Annotated in this window: 13 protein-coding genes; 7 read left to right on the top strand and 6 right to left on the bottom strand. The window is 60.7% G+C overall.

Features of this window, described 5'->3' with window-relative positions:
* Positions 1–214: 214 nt before the first annotated feature.
* The gene (locus H043_RS0123235) at positions 215–1,561 is read left to right on the top strand and encodes an MFS transporter (protein WP_027613888.1); all 1,347 of its coding nucleotides are present in this window, start codon (positions 215–217) and stop codon (positions 1,559–1,561) included.
* A gap of 36 nt (positions 1,562–1,597) precedes the next feature.
* Positions 1,598–2,941, top strand: coding sequence for a glucarate dehydratase (gene gudD, locus H043_RS0123230; protein ID WP_027613887.1), 1,344 nt, complete (start codon positions 1,598–1,600; stop codon positions 2,939–2,941).
* A gap of 133 nt (positions 2,942–3,074) precedes the next feature.
* Here the strand turns inward: gudD and H043_RS0123225 are convergent, their stop codons facing one another.
* Positions 3,075–3,947, bottom strand: a complete 873-nt coding sequence (locus H043_RS0123225) for a LysR family transcriptional regulator (protein ID WP_027613886.1) — start codon at positions 3,945–3,947, stop codon at positions 3,075–3,077.
* A gap of 160 nt (positions 3,948–4,107) precedes the next feature.
* Here H043_RS0123225 and ampC point away from each other — a divergent pair, with 160 nt between their 5' ends.
* Positions 4,108–5,274, top strand: coding sequence for a class C beta-lactamase (ampC, locus tag H043_RS0123220; protein ID WP_027613885.1), 1,167 nt, complete (start codon positions 4,108–4,110; stop codon positions 5,272–5,274).
* Between the two features lie 137 nt (positions 5,275–5,411).
* Here ampC and H043_RS0123215 read toward each other — a convergent pair whose 3' ends face one another.
* Positions 5,412–5,984 (bottom strand): DUF4174 domain-containing protein, encoded by a 573-nt coding sequence (locus H043_RS0123215; RefSeq protein WP_027613884.1) that lies wholly within the window; start codon positions 5,982–5,984, stop codon positions 5,412–5,414.
* Between the two features lie 209 nt (positions 5,985–6,193).
* On the opposite strand from H043_RS0123215, the gene H043_RS0123210 reads away from it, so the two are divergent.
* The gene (locus tag H043_RS0123210; protein WP_027613883.1) at positions 6,194–6,667 is read left to right on the top strand and encodes a GNAT family N-acetyltransferase; all 474 of its coding nucleotides are present in this window, start codon (positions 6,194–6,196) and stop codon (positions 6,665–6,667) included.
* An 80-nt stretch (positions 6,668–6,747) separates the two neighbouring features.
* Here H043_RS0123210 and H043_RS0123205 read toward each other — a convergent pair whose 3' ends face one another.
* The 3 genes from H043_RS0123205 to H043_RS0123195 all read right to left on the bottom strand — a co-directional run bounded on the left by H043_RS0123205 (position 6,748) and on the right by H043_RS0123195 (position 9,904).
* Positions 6,748–7,533 carry a sulfite exporter TauE/SafE family protein gene (locus tag H043_RS0123205; RefSeq protein ID WP_027613882.1) on the bottom strand — a complete coding sequence of 262 codons (786 nt, stop codon included), beginning with the start codon at positions 7,531–7,533 and terminating at the stop codon, positions 6,748–6,750.
* Between the two features lie 230 nt (positions 7,534–7,763).
* Positions 7,764–8,978 (bottom strand): MFS transporter, encoded by a 1,215-nt coding sequence (locus H043_RS0123200; RefSeq protein WP_027613881.1) that lies wholly within the window; start codon positions 8,976–8,978, stop codon positions 7,764–7,766.
* Between the two features lie 176 nt (positions 8,979–9,154).
* Entirely contained in the window at positions 9,155–9,904 is a 750-nt protein-coding gene (locus tag H043_RS0123195; RefSeq protein WP_027613880.1) for a hypothetical protein, read from the bottom strand.
* A gap of 234 nt (positions 9,905–10,138) precedes the next feature.
* On the opposite strand from H043_RS0123195, the gene H043_RS0123190 reads away from it, so the two are divergent.
* From H043_RS0123190 to H043_RS0123180, 3 genes are all read left to right on the top strand, one after another.
* Positions 10,139–11,287: an aldose epimerase family protein gene (locus H043_RS0123190; RefSeq protein WP_027613879.1), complete on the top strand. Its 1,149-nt coding sequence runs from the start codon at positions 10,139–10,141 to the stop codon at positions 11,285–11,287.
* A gap of 178 nt (positions 11,288–11,465) precedes the next feature.
* Positions 11,466–12,287 (top strand): aldo/keto reductase, encoded by an 822-nt coding sequence (locus H043_RS0123185; protein WP_027613878.1) that lies wholly within the window; start codon positions 11,466–11,468, stop codon positions 12,285–12,287.
* A 28-nt stretch (positions 12,288–12,315) separates the two neighbouring features.
* A complete protein-coding gene (locus H043_RS0123180) occupies positions 12,316–12,786 on the top strand; it encodes a DUF1810 domain-containing protein (RefSeq protein ID WP_027613877.1) in 471 nt (156 codons plus the stop codon).
* Here the strand turns inward: H043_RS0123180 and H043_RS0123175 are convergent.
* The gene (locus H043_RS0123175) at positions 12,751–15,111 is read right to left on the bottom strand and encodes a DNA polymerase II (protein ID WP_177325659.1); all 2,361 of its coding nucleotides are present in this window, start codon (positions 15,109–15,111) and stop codon (positions 12,751–12,753) included. The two genes, H043_RS0123180 and H043_RS0123175, sit on opposite strands and share 36 nt — an antisense overlap.
* Positions 15,112–15,176: the final 65 nt, after the last annotated feature.

Raw genomic sequence — 15,176 nt, 5'->3', positions numbered from 1 at the left:
TTGGATCTTGAACCCAAGAGGCGCGTCTGACGGCCGCGATTAAAACCAATAAAAACGGGGAAAAACACCAAAAAGAAATAAAGAATTTGTTCACCAGACAAATTTAATCGCTGCACCCCACTTGTAGGACAAAAAAATCAAGTTGTATGATGTCTATCAACAACGCAACACCCAGCCCTACCCCGCATAAAAATAATCAGTGGGAGAAAACCAAGTGAAAACCTCCGTCTCCGGGATGAACGAGGGCGTCGATTCGACACTCGCGTCCGCCATCTCGAAAGTGAAACGCCACGTCCTGCCGCTCTTCGTGATCATGTTCATCGTCAACTACATTGACCGGGTGAACATCGGTTTCGTCCGCACTCACATGGAACATGATCTGGGCATCGGGGCTGCCGCCTACGGCTTCGGTGCCGGTTTGTTCTTCATCGGTTACGCGCTGTTCGAAGTGCCGTCCAACATGCTTTTGCAGAAAGTCGGCGCGCGTATCTGGCTGACCCGCATCATGCTTACCTGGGGCCTGGTCGCCGCCGGCATGGCGTTCATCCAGAACGAAACGCACTTTTACATCCTGCGCTTTCTGCTCGGCGTGGCCGAGGCCGGGTTCTTTCCCGGGGTGATCTACTACTTCACGCGCTGGCTACCCGGCGCCGAACGCGGCAAGGCGATCGCGATTTTCCTCAGCGGGTCGGCAGTCGCCTCGCTGATCTCCGGCCCGCTGTCCGGCCTGCTCTTGCAGATCAACGGCCTGGGCATGCACGGCTGGCAATGGATGTACTTCATCGAGGGCATGTTTTCCGTGGGGCTGTGCGTGTTTGTGTGGTTTTGGCTCGACGCCAAACCGCATGACGCGAAATGGCTGACCCGCGCCGAACAGGACGCACTGGTCAGCGCCATCGACGATGAACAGAAGGCCCGCGAAGCCGCGACGCCGATCCGCCCATCGATGGGCAAACTGCTCAAGGACCGGCAAATCATCCTGTTCTGCCTGATCTACTTTTTCATTCAACTGACCATCTACGCCGCGACGTTCTGGCTGCCGAGCATCATCAAGAAAATGGGTGAGATGAGTGACTTCCAGGTCGGGCTGTTCAACTCGATCCCGTGGTTGCTGTCGATCGTCGGCATGTACGCCTTCGCCGCTTTCTCGGCCAAGTGGAAGCACCAGCAAGCCTGGGTCGCCACCGCGTTGTTGATCGCCGCAGCAGGGATGTTCATGTCCACCACCGGCGGGCCGATCTTCGCCTTTGTCGCGATCTGTTTTGCCGCGCTGGGCTTCAAGTCCGCCTCATCGTTGTTTTGGCCGATTCCGCAGGCCTATCTGGATGCACGGATCGCCGCGGCAGTAATTGCGTTGATCAATTCAGTGGGCAACCTCGGCGGCTTCGTCGCGCCGACCACCTTCGGCCTGCTCGAAGAACACACCGGCTCGATTCAGGGCGGCCTCTATGGCCTGGCCGCGACCTCGATCATCGCCGCGGTCATCGTCTTCGCTGCACGCACCACCCCGAAACCCGCTGCTGACATCGCCGTGGCCGAAGCCGCGCCGAAGCACGCCTGAATTTCGTTTTGAAGAATGCTGACAAGGATAAAAAACATGACCGCATACGACACTGCCAAAGCGCCAATCATCACTGACATGCAGGTGATTCCAGTGGCCGGCCACGACGGCATGCTGCTCAACTTGAGCGGCGCCCACGGGCCATTTTTCACCCGCAATATCGTCATCCTCAAGGACAACGCCGGCCACACTGGCGTCGGTGAAGTGCCCGGTGGCGAGCGCATCCGCCAGACGCTGGAGGACGCCCGCAGCCTGGTGCTCGGCAGCACAATCGGCAACTATCAGAAGATCCTCAATCAGGTGCGCCAGACCTTCGCCGAGCGTGACGCCGGCGGCCGTGGCCTGCAGACGTTCGACCTGCGCATCACCATCCACGCGGTCACCGGACTCGAAGCCGCCCTGCTCGACCTGCTCGGGCAACACCTCGACGTGCCGGTCGCGGCGTTGCTCGGCGAAGGCCAGCAACGCGACCAAGTGAAGATGCTCGGTTATCTGTTTTATGTCGGCGATCAACGCGAGACCAACCTCGCCTACCGCAGCGAACCGGACACCGATAACGACTGGTTCCGCGTGCGTCACGAGAAGGCCATGAGCGCCGAAGCGGTGGTGCGCCTGGCTGAAGCGGCGCAGGCGAAATACGGTTTCCAGGACTTCAAACTCAAGGGCGGCGTGCTTAGCGGCGACGCGGAAATCGAAGCCGTGACGGCACTGGCCGAACGCTTTCCCGAGGCGCGTATTACGCTTGATCCGAACGGCGCCTGGTCACTGAAAGAAGCGATCCGCCTGTGCCGCGATCAACATAAGGTGCTGGCTTACGCCGAAGACCCGTGCGGTGCGGAAAACGGTTACTCGGGGCGCGAAGTCATGGCCGAGTTCCGCCGCGCAACCGGACTGAAGACGGCGACCAACATGATCGCCACCGACTGGCGCGAGATGGGCCACGCCATTCAGTTGCAGTCGGTGGACATTCCGTTGGCCGACCCGCACTTCTGGACCATGCAAGGCTCGGTACGTGTCGCGCAGTTGTGCCATGAGTGGGGCTTGACCTGGGGCTCACACTCCAACAACCACTTCGATATCTCGCTGGCGATGTTTACCCATGTCGCGGCAGCGGCACCGGGCGACATCACCGCCATCGACACGCACTGGATCTGGCAGGACGGCCAGCGTCTGACCAAGGCACCGCTGCAAATCGTCGACGGTTGCGTGCAAGTGCCGCACAAACCTGGGCTGGGGGTGGAACTGGACATGGATCAATTGGCCAAGGCCCACGAACTGTACAAAGGCATGGGCCTCGGCGCGCGGGATGACAGCGTGGCGATGCAGTTTTTGATACCGGGGTGGACGTTCGATAACAAGCGGCCGTGTCTGGTGCGCTGAATTCTGATCTGCAGTCCACCACTGTCCCCTGTGGGAGCGGGCTTGCTCGCGAAGGCGGCGTGTCAGTCGATATTTGAGTTGACTGACACACCGCCTTCGCGAGCAAGCCCGCTCCCACAGGAGGGGATTTGTGTCAGGCAGAGATTTGCAGCAGCCAGTTTTTGAACGCCGTCATCGCCGCCGTCTCCGGCCGTGACTGCAAGCGCGTCAGCCAATAACTGCCGGTGGTGATTTCAATCGCAAACGGCTGACGAATCACGTCCGCCGCCAGTTGCCGGGCGAACATCAGCGGCGGTGCCAACGCCACCCCGCTGCCCTGCAGCGCGGCCTCCATCATCGCCAGCGATGAGTCGAACACAATGCTTTGCGGCGGCGCCGCGTGGGTCGCCAGGCCGGCGGCGTGAAACCATTCCGGCCATTCATCGGTGCGATAGGAACGCAGCAAGCGCTGTTGCAGCAGATCGCCCGGGGTATGCAACTGCCGGGCAATTTCCGGCACGCACAACACCGACAGTGGCGCATCCAGCAGACGCGTTGCCTCGATGCCGTGCCACGCCCCGGCGCCAAAACGAATCGCGTAATCCAGCCCCTCGGCGGCGACGTCGACCCGGTTGTTGTGAGTCGACAGTCGCAAATCTATGAGCGGATGTTTCGCCTGAAAGTCTGCCAGCCGTGGCAGCAACCAACCGACCGCAAAGGTTCCGACGGCACCCACGGTCAACATTTCCCGATACTGACCGCCGGCCAGCCGCTCGAGCATCTGCGCGATATGATCGAACGACGTGGTCAAAACCGGCAACAGGGTTTCCCCTTCACTGGTCAGCATCAGCCCGCGGGGCAGGCGTTTGAACAGGGTGACGTTGAGTTGCGCTTCGAGGCTTTTCACCTGATGGCTCACCGCCGCCTGAGTCACGCACAGCTCCACGGCGGCACGGGTAAAGCTCAGATGCCGCGCCGAGGCTTCGAACGCGCGCAGTGCATTGAGCGGCAGTTGAGGTCGAATCATGCCTGGTCCCAAATTTTTCTAATGGCTCATCCGAAATATCATCGTTTGTCGACGAGTGCCAGACTGCCTAAATTGTCGGCGCTGATCAGCTGCCCAACAACAAAATCGCCCGCAGTGTAGCGGGATATCACCCTCAACACTCATGGAGAGTGGTTCACTCATGTCCTTCATCACCCCGAGCAAATTCATTTCCTGCAGCGCTTTCGGCCTGTTTTTCGGCGCCACCGCTTGCATGGCCGCCACACCCGGCGACGAGCAACTGCAAGCGCTGGTGAACAAAGCCGTCACCCCGGTGATGCAGCAGCAGAACATCCCCGGCCTCGCCGTCGCCATCACCATCAACGGCCAACCGCATTACTTTAATTACGGCGTCGCCGCCAAGGACACGGGGCAGAAAGTCAGCGAAAACACCCTGTTCGAAATCGGCTCGGTGAGCAAAACCTTCGCCGCGACCCTGGCCGGCTATGCGCAGGCGACGGGCAAACTGGACCTGTCGACCAAGGCCAGCCAGATCTGGCCAGAGCTCAAGGGCAGCGCCTTCGATGGCATCAGCGTGCTGCAACTGGGCACCTATAGCGCCGGCGGCCTGCCGCTGCAATTCCCTGGCCAGTGGGATTCGGCGGAGAAGATGCTCGGCTACTACCAACAGTGGAAACCGGGCTTCCCGGCTGGCAGCCAGCGTCTGTATTCCAACCCGAGCCTGGGCCTGTTCGGTTATCTGGCCGCCAAGACCCTTGGCCAACCCTATGATCAGGCGCTGAGCGAAACCCTGCTGCCGAAACTCGGCCTGCAACACACTTACCTGCAGGTGCCGAAAGCGCAAATGAGCCTGTACGCGCAGGGCTACGACAAGAACAATCAACCGGTGCGCGTCACCCCGGGCGCCATGGATTCAGAAGCCTACGGCGTGAAAACCAGCGCCGCCGACATGCTGCGTTACGTGCAGGCCAACCTGAAACCGGCAAGCCTTGAAACGCCGCTGCAACAAGCCATTGCCAACACCCACACCGGTTATTACAGCGTCGGCGACATGACCCAGGGCCTGGGTTGGGAAATGTACCGTTACCCGATCAGCCTCGACCGCTTGCTGGCCGGCAACAGCACGGAAATGGCCATGCAGCCGCACAAGGTGCAATGGCTCAACCCGCCACAACCGCAGGCGGAAAATGTGCTGATCAACAAGACCGGCTCTACCGGTGGCTTTGGGACCTACGTGGCGTTTGTGCCGTCGAAGGATGTCGGCGTGGTGATTCTGGCGAACAAGAACTTTCCGATTCCGGAGCGGGTGAAGATTGCTCACACGATCCTCAGCGTTTTGACCGACTGAACATCAAAAGATCGCGGCCTTCGGCAGCTCCTACACCGATCCCATGTAGGAGCTGCCGCAGGCTGCGATCTTTTTGGGCGGGCAATAAAAATGGGCGACCTGCAGAGGTCGCCCATTTTTTGATTCAGACCATGCCATCAGTCATCCGGCATTTCCGGTGGCTTGCTCGGTTTCGCCGGTTTACTCGCCTTGGCGCCCTTCTCGCCTTTCTTGGCGGCCGGTTCGGCGGCGGTGGCCTTGGTTTCAGCGACCGTCGGTGCGCTGATTTCCTTTTCGCTGGCCGGCAGCGCGTCAACCGTGTCGAAGATTTTCTTCAGGTCCACCGATTTCGCCTCATCGCCCGAGGCCGAGAGTTTGGTCTCGCCGTCCTTGCCCAGCAGGAACACTTTAGGATACGCGCCGGCACCGAGTTTCAGCGACCGCAGCAAAGCCATGGTGTCTTGCTGGCCGAGATCCTTGCCATCGAGCTGGCCGGCCATATTGAGGATGGTGTAGACCTTGATGTTGCGGTCGGCGACGCCCTTCTTGTTCGCCGGATCTTCCAGCGACTTTTTCAGCCCCACCCACACCGGGTCGACGGTGCTTTGGGCGATCACGATCAACGGTCGGGCCCGTCCCATATCCCCGGCTATGGGCGAGTCATTGTCAGCGGCGAACAAGGGGCCGGCAATCGCCAGCAAGAGTGTCAGGGTCAGTGACCTGATGAGCATGCGCATCTCCTTTTGATATCCACGCTCTAATGATTGCGCATCGCGGCGATTGTTCCGGGGTCGTGCCCGGCAAATATGTTTCGCCTTGTCAGAAGCTTAGGTCAGCCACGTCATTGCGCAACTGCATCGGCATAATCGTGACGCGGATTTGATTACCTTTTATGAGCGCATTAGGGTGGTCGTTCTGCCCACGAAATGGAGTTCAACCCATGCACATCGACTACCTGTGCGATCACCCGCATTTGATTGAGGAACTCGCCGAACTCAATTTCAAGGAATGGGGCGAATTCCGTGACGGCGACACCCTTGCAGCCCGCACCGAGCGGATGCGCGCGGCCTGCGGCAAGGGTGCGGTTCCCAGCGTGGTGGTGGCCATTGAAGACGGCAGATTGCTCGGTGGCGCGCTGCTGATCGACAGCGACATGAAGATCCGCCCGCAACTGACGCCGTGGCTGGCGGGCGTCTACGTGAAAGCCGAAGAACGCGGACGCGGAATTGCTTCGCAACTGGTCAACAGGATCGTCGCCGAGGCGGCGACGCTGGGAGTGACTGAGTTGTATCTGTACACCGACGCTGCGCAATCGCTGTATGCGGGGTTGGGTTGGGAGGTGGTCGAGGATCTGGTCTACGAGGATTTGCCGGTGACCGTCATGAAATTCAACATCCTTCATACCGCAGCGTAGGAGCTGCCGCAGGCTGCGATCTTTTGATCTTGATCGTAAAAACGAAGATCAAAAGATCGCAGCCTTCGGCAGCTCCTACATCAGAACGCCAGTTTATAGCCGATCAACAGCAGCATGGTCGCCAGGCACGGGCGCAGCAATTCATCGGAAATGCGCCCGGTCAGGTGACTGCCAAGCCAGATGCCCGGCAGCGAACCCATCAGCAGGAAGCCCAACACGCCCCAATCCATATTGCCCATGCTCGCATGTCCCAGACCTGCAACCAGCGTCAGCGGCACGGCGTGGGCGATTTCGGTGCCGACCAGACGCCGGGTCGGCAGCAGCGGATAGAGGATGAACAACGCGACCGTGCCGAGGGCGCCGGCGCCGATCGAGGTCAGGGCGACCATGGTGCCGAGGATCAGCCCGGTGATCACCGTCATCACATTCAGGCGCGTGCCGCTCGGGTTGTAATTGCCGCCCGCGCGTTTGTGGGCGAATTCGAGCAGGCGCTTCTTGAACAGAATCGCCAGCGCCGTGGCGAACAGCACGAAGCCCAAGGCCTGTTTGATGATCGCGTTCATCGCCTCGGGCGCGGTGTGCAGGGTGCTGAGAAACCACAGGGTCATGGCGACTGCTGGCACGCTGCCGAGGGTCAGCCAGCCGGTGATCGCCCAGTCGATGTTGTTGTTCTTCTTGTGCACCAGCACGCCACTGGATTTGGTAATGGCCGCGTACAACAGGTCGGTGCCCACCGCTGTTGCCGGGTTAATGCCGAACCACAGCAGGATCGGCGTCATCAACGAACCGCCGCCGACACCGGTCATGCCGACAATAAAACCCACCACCAGCCCGGCAATCACCAGGCCGAAATTTGCCAATTCCATTAAGACGTCCAGAAAAAACGACAGGAAAAATCTGGCCCGCAGCATAGCGATTTTTCATATAACCACATATATCGATGCGGTCTATCGTTATGCCTTCCAGCCACACCGCCTTTATCTGAGTGGGAGCGGGCTTGCTCGCGAAGGCGGTGTGTCATTCACGTAGATATCGACTGACACGCCCTTTTCGCGAGCAAACCCGCTCCCACAGGGGTTCTATGGTGCCAGGTAGATCAATGCACGCGCCGGCCCGGTTTGAAACTGTGATGCCGGTTGATCCACACCGTCGCCAGCGCGATCAGCGACAGGATCAACAATGCCCATGGAAACGACATCACGCCCGCCCGATCCAGCAACAACCCGCCAAACAGGCCGCCGCCGGCAATCGCCACGTTCCAGGAGGTGGTGAGCATCGCTTGCACCACGTCCACGTGCTCGCCGGCCGAATCCGCCGCGGCTGTCAGCAGCAGCGTCGCCGAACCGCCGAACGACAGGCCCCACACGGCCATGCAGGTGTAGATCAGCCACGGCGACGGGGATATCAGCGCCAGCACCAGTGCGGTCACGGCAAACAGCACGAGGCTGATCAGCGTCAGCCAGCGCAACCAGCGGTCCACCAGCAGGCCGATGATCCAGATCCCGATCAGCGAACACAGGCCGAACACCAGCAGCACCAGATCGACGCGCTCGGCCAGCCCGGCCTGCATCAGGAATGGCGCGATGTAGGTGTAGAGAATGTTGTGCCCAAGCATCCAGGTCAGCACCACGAACAGCACCGGCCGTACGCCCGGCAGACGCAGCGATTGCAGCAACGGCAGACGTTCGGCGCTGGCCTGACCCGGACGATCCGGCACCGCCAGCACAATCCACGCCGCCAGCACCAACGCCAGCGCCGACATGATCCCGAACGAAGCGCGCCAACCGATCAGGTTGCCCAGCCAGGTTCCCGCCGGGGTGCCCAGCGACAGCGCCACCGGGGTGCCGAGCATGGCGATTGCCAACGCCCGTCCCTGCTGGTGCACCGGCACGATGCCACGGGCGTAGCCGGCCATGATTCCCCACGACAGCCCTGCCGCCATCCCGGCCAAGAACCGCGACGCCAAGGTCAAGCCGTAATGGCTGGAGAACGTAGTCACGGTGTTGAACACCAGGAAGCCACCGACCGTCATCAGCAGTACCCGCCGCCGTGGCCAGCCCCGGGTGGCGACGGTCAGCGGAATCGCCGCGACAATCGAGCCCAGTGCATACAGCGTCACCAGTTGCCCGGCGAGCACTTCGCTGACCCCAAGCCCGGCGCCGATCTGCGGCAGCAGCCCGGCCGGCAGGGTCTCGGTGAGGATGGCGATGAAGCCGGTCATGGCGAAGGCCAGCAACGCGGCATAGGGCAGTTTTTCTGTGCGGGTGGCGCGGTCGATACGGTTGAATTCGGTGCTTGCGGAGTCGGTCATGACAGGTGCAGCTCCCTTTGGATCAATAGTAGCGATGGATTGTATACAAAAATCCCACGCACAATTTGATCAATGTGGGAGCGAGCCTGCTCGCGAATGCGGTGGATCTATCAGAGATTCAGCGCCTGGTAGATCGCTTTCGCGAGCAGGCTCGCTCCCACATTGGATCTCCGCACTTACTGTACCGGAAGGAAATTCAGGAACAGCAGACTCTGCGCGTAGTTCAGGCCGATGCGCCGGTAGCGCTCATCAAGCATCTGCGCCAGCAGGTCGAGCCGCGCGACGATCTTGCCGAACTCGGTGGCGAAACTCAGGTTGCTGCCCTCCTCCGAGATTTCATTGGAGAACAGCAGCGGCTGGCCTTCCTTGTTCTGGCGCTGGGCCAGAATCCACGTGGCTTTCTCGATGTTGCGCGCGGCGTTGTGGACGAAGGTCGGGTTGATTGCATCGGTCATGTAGAACTCGATGCGATTGCCGTGGGCGGTGACCAGCATGCTGCCGATGGCATAGATGAAGGCGCCGACCCGATCCCCGAGAAACTCCGGACTCATCGCATAGCTGAGCGCCGCCAGATCTTTGCGCCCGCCCAACACCGGTAACGGTTGCTGCTGTTCGACGGCCAGGCGCACCTGTTTAACGGCGGTGTTGATGTCGAGGAAGCCCGACTTGCGCAGTTCTTCCGGGTTGCGCAAATACAGCTTGCCCATCAGGCGATAAAGGCTGTTGAGGTTGTCGCGCATCGCCAACGTGGCCATGCGATCGACGCTGGTCTGCAGGAATTCCTGCGGTTGACCGTCACGCATCTGAGCGATGAAACCGTTGCCGGTCTGGTGCGTGCAACCGCTGACAAACAGCGATGACAGACAGGCCAGCAGCAGGCACGGGCGGCGAAAAAATCGGGCGATCGGGTGAAAAACTCTCGGCATGAATTCTCGAACGGGCACATTCCTGTGCGGCGGGCGTCGCCGCATCCTGGCCATGGATAGAGCCGCCGAATCCGGAAAAGTGCAGCGCTGGCACGATTTCCCGACCTTCGGCAACTATTTAGTATGACTTTATATTTGCACTAAACCTTTAACCGGCTATAAATTCTGACTCAACTCACAATTAGCATGACTATTACCCTGTTTTGAAAACAACAACAAAAAGGAAGGTCAACCATGCTTCAATCACGTCACCTGCTCTCCGGCCTCGGACTGTCCCTGATGATCGCCACCCTCTCCGCCAACGCGGCGGGCCTGACCGCCGAACACAAAGCCTTTGGCAAAACCAATGACGGCACGCCCGTCGAGCAATACATCCTGCGCAACAGCCACGGCATGCAGGCGACCGTTATCACCTACGGTGCCACCCTGCAATCGCTGCTGGTGCCGGACAAACACGGCAAAGCCGCCGATGTGGTGCTGGGTTTCGACGATGTCCAGGGTTACCAGAAAGGCACGGCGTATTTCGGCGCGACCATCGGCCGTTTCGGCAATCGCCTCGCGGACGGCGCGTTCGAACTCGACGGCAAGCGCTATCAGGTGCCGCAGAACGACAAGTCCAACGCCTTGCATGGCGGTACTCAGGGTTTCGACAAGAAGGTCTGGAAAGCGCAGGAAACCAAGGACAAGGATTCCGTCGGCGTGACCCTCACCTATCTGTCGGCAGACGGTGAAATGGGCTTCCCCGGCAATCTCACAACGCAGGTGACCTATCGCCTGACCGACAGCAACGAGTTGCGCATCGACTATAAGGCCAGCACCGATAAACCGACCGTGCTCAACCTGACCAACCACAGCTACTTCAACCTCGCCGGTGCCGGCAATGGCGACATCCTCAAGCAGGTGGCCACCTTGCACGCCAGCCATTACACCCCGGTCACCGGCAAACTGATCCCGACCGGCGAACTGGCGCCAGTGGCCGGCACACCAATGGACTTCACCAAACCCACCGCCATTGGTACGCACATCAAGGCCGATCACCCGCAGCTGAAATTCGCCGAGCCGAAACAGGGTGGCTTCGATTTCAACTGGGTGCTGGATACAAAAGGCGATGTGAGCAAAGTCGCCGCCGAGGTCAGCGATCCGCAGTCAGGGCGGCATTTGCAGTTGTTCACCAGCGAGCCTGGTGTGCAGTTCTATACCAGTAACTTCCTCGACGGCACGGTCAAGGGTAAGGGTGGCAAGGTTTATCCGCACTGGGGTGCGTTTACCCTGGAGACCCAGCACTATCCGGATGCGCCGAATCAGCCGGACTTCCCGAGCACGCGGCTGGATCCGGGGCAGACTTACAACCACAGCGTAGTCCTGAAGTTCTCCGCTAAGTAACACCGGTCTTGTGGTGAGGGGATTTATCCCCGATGGATTGCGCAGCAACCCTACTTCTTGGGGGCGCTACGCGCCCATCGGGGATAAATCCCCTCGCCACAGGTTCATCGACCTCCATTGGAACCCCTGCGCTATCCTGCTGCCCACTAAGGTATGACCATCAGCACAGGAGGTTTGAATGCGTACCCTTGAACTGGCAGGCGTGCAGGTTCCAGTGATCGGCCAGGGCACCTGGCGCATGGGCGAAGATCGCTCGGCGCACCCGCGTGAAGTGTCCGCGCTGCGCCAAGGCATCGAACTCGGCATGACTCTGATCGACACGGCGGAAATGTACGCCGAGGGCGGTGCCGAAAGCGTGGTCGGCGAAGCCATTGCCGGTCTGCGTGATCAGGTATTTCTGGTGAGCAAGGTCTACCCGCACAACGCCAGCCGCACAGGCATCCCGCAAGCCTGCGATCGCAGCCTGCGCCGGCTCGATACCGATTACATCGACCTCTATCTGCTGCATTGGCGCGGCCAGTATCCGCTGGAAGAAACCGTCGAAGCCTTCGAACGCCTGCGCGAGGACGGCAAGATCGGCCGTTGGGGCGTGTCGAATTTCGACGTCGATGACCTCGAAGAACTGTCCAATCCGGCCTGCGCCACCAATCAGGTGCTGTACAACCTGGAAGAACGCGGCGTCGAATTCGACTTGCTGCCATGGTGCCAACAAGAGCGTATGCCGTTGATGGCGTACTGCCCGATCGGCCAGGGCGGCGCGATGCTGGCTGAACCGGTACTGAACAAGATTGCCGCTCGTCACAACGTGACCCCGGCACAGGTTTCACTGGCGTGGATTCTGCGTCAGGATGGTGTGATTGCGATTCCCAAGGCTGTGCGACCAGAACACGTGCAACTCAATGCACAAGCGGCGCAGTTGCAACTGGATGCCGGGGATCTGGCGGCGCTGGACCAGGTATTCAAAGCGCCACAACGCAAGCAGCGGCTGGCGATGGTCTGAGTCGCTGGGCGCTGGCGAGGGCTTCGTCATGAGAAGCACTGATCAGCATGACCCGTTCAATCTGCAGCGTTTCGTCCAGGCGCAGGACCCGGTGTTCGAACGGGTTCAGCGTGAACTCGGTGAGGGTCGCAAGCGCAGCCACTGGATGTGGTTTGTGTTTCCGCAGTTCGCCGGGCTGGGTGGCAGCGAGATGTCCCGGCGTTACGCCATTCAATCCGCCGAAGAAGCGCGGGCCTATCTGACCCACGACCTGCTCGGTGCGCGGCTGCGCACCTGCACGCAGCTGGTACTGAACATCCGCCAGCGCTCGATTGCCGAGATTTTTGGCCACCCGAATGACCTAAAATTCCACTCCTCGATGACCCTGTTTGCGCAGTTCAGCACCGAAGATTGCCCGTTCGCTCAGGCACTGGAGCGCTACTTCCACGGCATCCTCGATGAATGGACCCTGCAGCTGCTGGACTCAAAACAGGCCCAGTTGCCCCCCGATCAAGGTTGAGAAATCGTCGTCGACGAACGGCAGAATCGCATCGGCTACCGGCTGCAGCTGGCGGCTGATGTAGTGGTCGTAGTCGATCGCCGCGCGGCGCACTTCCAGCGGTTCCGGCCCGGCCAAGGTGATCACGTAACTGATCCAGCCGCCGTTCTGGTACTGCCGCGGGCGACCCTGCTGCGCGTTGTAATCGTCGGCCAGCCGCGCCGCACGCACATGCGGCGGCACGTTGCGTTCGTAGTCGTCGAGGGTGCGGCGCAGGCGTTTGCGGTAGACCAGTCGTTCATCGAATTCGCCGGCCAGGGTCTTGCGTACGTAATCGCGCACGTAATCCTGATACGGCTTGCGCTGGAAGATCCGCTCGTAGAGTTCCTGCTGGAACTGCCGAGCCAGCAGCGACCAGTCGGTGCGCACGGTTTCCAGGCCCTTGTAGACCATTTCGTCACTGCCATCGGCGCGCGTCACCAGTCCGGCGTAGCGCTTTTTGCTGCCCTCCTCGGCGCCGCGAATGGTCGGCATCAGAAAACGTTTGTAGTGGGTTTCGTACTGCAATTCGAGAGCACTTTGCAGGCCGTATTCCTCACGCACATGCTCGCGCCACCAGTCGTTGACGTGCTTGACCAGCGCCTGACCGATCTGCGCCGCTTCCTCCTGCCCGTGCGCACGACGCAGCCAGACGAAAGTCGAGTCGGTGTCGCCATAGATCACCGCGTGGCCCTGCGCTTCGATGAGCTGGCGGGTGCGCAACATGATCTCGTGGCCGCGCAGAGTGATCGACGATGCCAGGCGCGTATCGAAAAATCGGCAACCACTGGAGCCGAGCACGCCGTAGAAGGCGTTCATGATGATCTTCAGCGCTTGCGACAACGGCGCGTTGTGCTCGCGCTTGGCGGTCTCGCGGCCCTCGGCGACCCGCGCGACAATCGACGGCAGGCAATGCCGGGTGCGCGAAAACCGTGCGCCGCGAAAACCCGGCACCGAATCGGCATCGTCCGGGTGTTGCAGGCCTTCGATCAGTCCCACCGGGTCAATCAGAAAAGTGCGGATGATCGACGGATACAGGCTCTTGTAATCGAGCACCAGCACCGACTCGTACAGCCCCGGCTGTGAGTCCATGACGAAGCCGCCGGGGCTGGCCTGTGGCGGATTGGTGCCCAGGTTCGGCGCAACGAAACCCTGACGGTGCATCAGCGGCATGTACAAATGGGTGAACGCCGCTACCGAGCCGCCGCTGCGATCCGCCGGCAGCCCGGTGACGCTGGCGCGTTCAAGGAGAAACGTCAGCAGTTCGGTCTTGGCGAAGATCCGCGTCACCAGCTCGCAGTCCTTGAGGTTGTACTTGGCCAGCGCCGGTTTGTCCTCGGCGAACATGCGGTTGATCTCGTCCATGCGCTGGTACGGGTTATCGATCGCCTTGCCCTCGCCGAGCAGGGTCTGCGCGACGTTTTCCAGGCTGAACGAGGGGAAACTCCAGGTCGCCGAGCGCAGCGATTCGATGCCGTCGATGATCAAGCGCCCCGCTGCCGAAGCAAAGTAGTGCGTGCGGCTGCCGTGTTCGCGCCACTGCATCTCTTCACCGCCACGGCCGATTTTCAACGGCACACCGAGGCGTCGCGCGTGTTCGTGAAGGATGCGCAGGTCGAACTGCACGACGTTCCAGCCGATGATCGCGTCGGGGTCGTGGAGGGCGAACCAGTCGTTGAGCTTTTTCAGGATCAGCGTGCGTGAGTCGCAGTATTCGAGGTCGAAGTCGATGATGCTCGCGTCACCGTTGGGCGCGCCGAGCATGTACACCTGACGCTGGCCGCAGCCTTCGAGGGCAATGGAATACAGCTCGCCGGTTTCGGTGGTTTCGATATCCAGCGAGACCAGCCGTAGTTGCGGTCGGTAGTTGGGGTCGGGTTTCAGTTGGGCATTGAGCAAGACGCCGTTGTCATCGGCAGTGCCGCTGAACAGCACCGGCGCGGTGATGAAGCGCTCCATCAGGTAGCGTTCCGGCGGGCGCACGTCGGCTTCGAAGACATCGACACCGGCGCGGGACAGCGCGGTTTCCAGGCGCATCAACTGGCCGTGTTGCTGGCAATACAGGCCCAGCACCGGGCGATGTTCGAAGTCCTGCAGGGCCAGCGGGCGCAGTTCGACGTTCTTTTCGTCGTGCAGCAGGCGTTCGGCCGCCTCGCGTTGTGCGGCAGGGATAAACGCCACCGACGTCTGCGACGCCAGGCGCACACGACGCGGCCCGGCGTCGGTCGCCAGCCAGAACTCGACTTCGGTGCCGGCCGGGGTATCGCGCCAATGCCGGGTCAGGACGAAGCCCTGCTGTAAATCCACCACTGCAACCTCAGGAATTGAATCAGAGAGGCATTCTACGCGGCATCGTCCGAGATAACCCCATC

Origin of the sequence: Pseudomonas sp. URIL14HWK12:I6 (assembly GCF_000514195.1) — a bacterium.
GTDB lineage: Bacteria > Pseudomonadota > Gammaproteobacteria > Pseudomonadales > Pseudomonadaceae > Aquipseudomonas > Aquipseudomonas putida_A.
This window is presented reverse-complemented; position numbering and strand designations above follow the sequence as displayed.

Excerpts from the sequence above, each read along its gene's own strand:
- H043_RS0123215 (WP_027613884.1), bottom strand. The coding sequence starts at position 5,984 with ATGCTCATCAGGTCACTGACCCTGACACTCTTGCTGGCGATTGCCGGC.
- H043_RS0123205 (WP_027613882.1), bottom strand. The coding sequence starts at position 7,533 with ATGGAATTGGCAAATTTCGGCCTGGTGATTGCCGGGCTGGTGGTGGGT.
- H043_RS0123200 (WP_027613881.1), bottom strand. The coding sequence starts at position 8,978 with ATGACCGACTCCGCAAGCACCGAATTCAACCGTATCGACCGCGCCACC.
- H043_RS0123180 (WP_027613877.1), top strand. The coding sequence starts at position 12,316 with ATGAGAAGCACTGATCAGCATGACCCGTTCAATCTGCAGCGTTTCGTC.
- H043_RS0123190 (WP_027613879.1), top strand. The coding sequence starts at position 10,139 with ATGCTTCAATCACGTCACCTGCTCTCCGGCCTCGGACTGTCCCTGATG.
- ampC (WP_027613885.1), top strand. The coding sequence starts at position 4,108 with ATGTCCTTCATCACCCCGAGCAAATTCATTTCCTGCAGCGCTTTCGGC.
- H043_RS0123185 (WP_027613878.1), top strand. The coding sequence starts at position 11,466 with ATGCGTACCCTTGAACTGGCAGGCGTGCAGGTTCCAGTGATCGGCCAG.
- gudD (WP_027613887.1), top strand. The coding sequence starts at position 1,598 with ATGACCGCATACGACACTGCCAAAGCGCCAATCATCACTGACATGCAG.
- H043_RS0123195 (WP_027613880.1), bottom strand. The coding sequence starts at position 9,904 with ATGCCGAGAGTTTTTCACCCGATCGCCCGATTTTTTCGCCGCCCGTGC.
- H043_RS0123225 (WP_027613886.1), bottom strand. The coding sequence starts at position 3,947 with ATGATTCGACCTCAACTGCCGCTCAATGCACTGCGCGCGTTCGAAGCC.
- H043_RS0123210 (WP_027613883.1), top strand. The coding sequence starts at position 6,194 with ATGCACATCGACTACCTGTGCGATCACCCGCATTTGATTGAGGAACTC.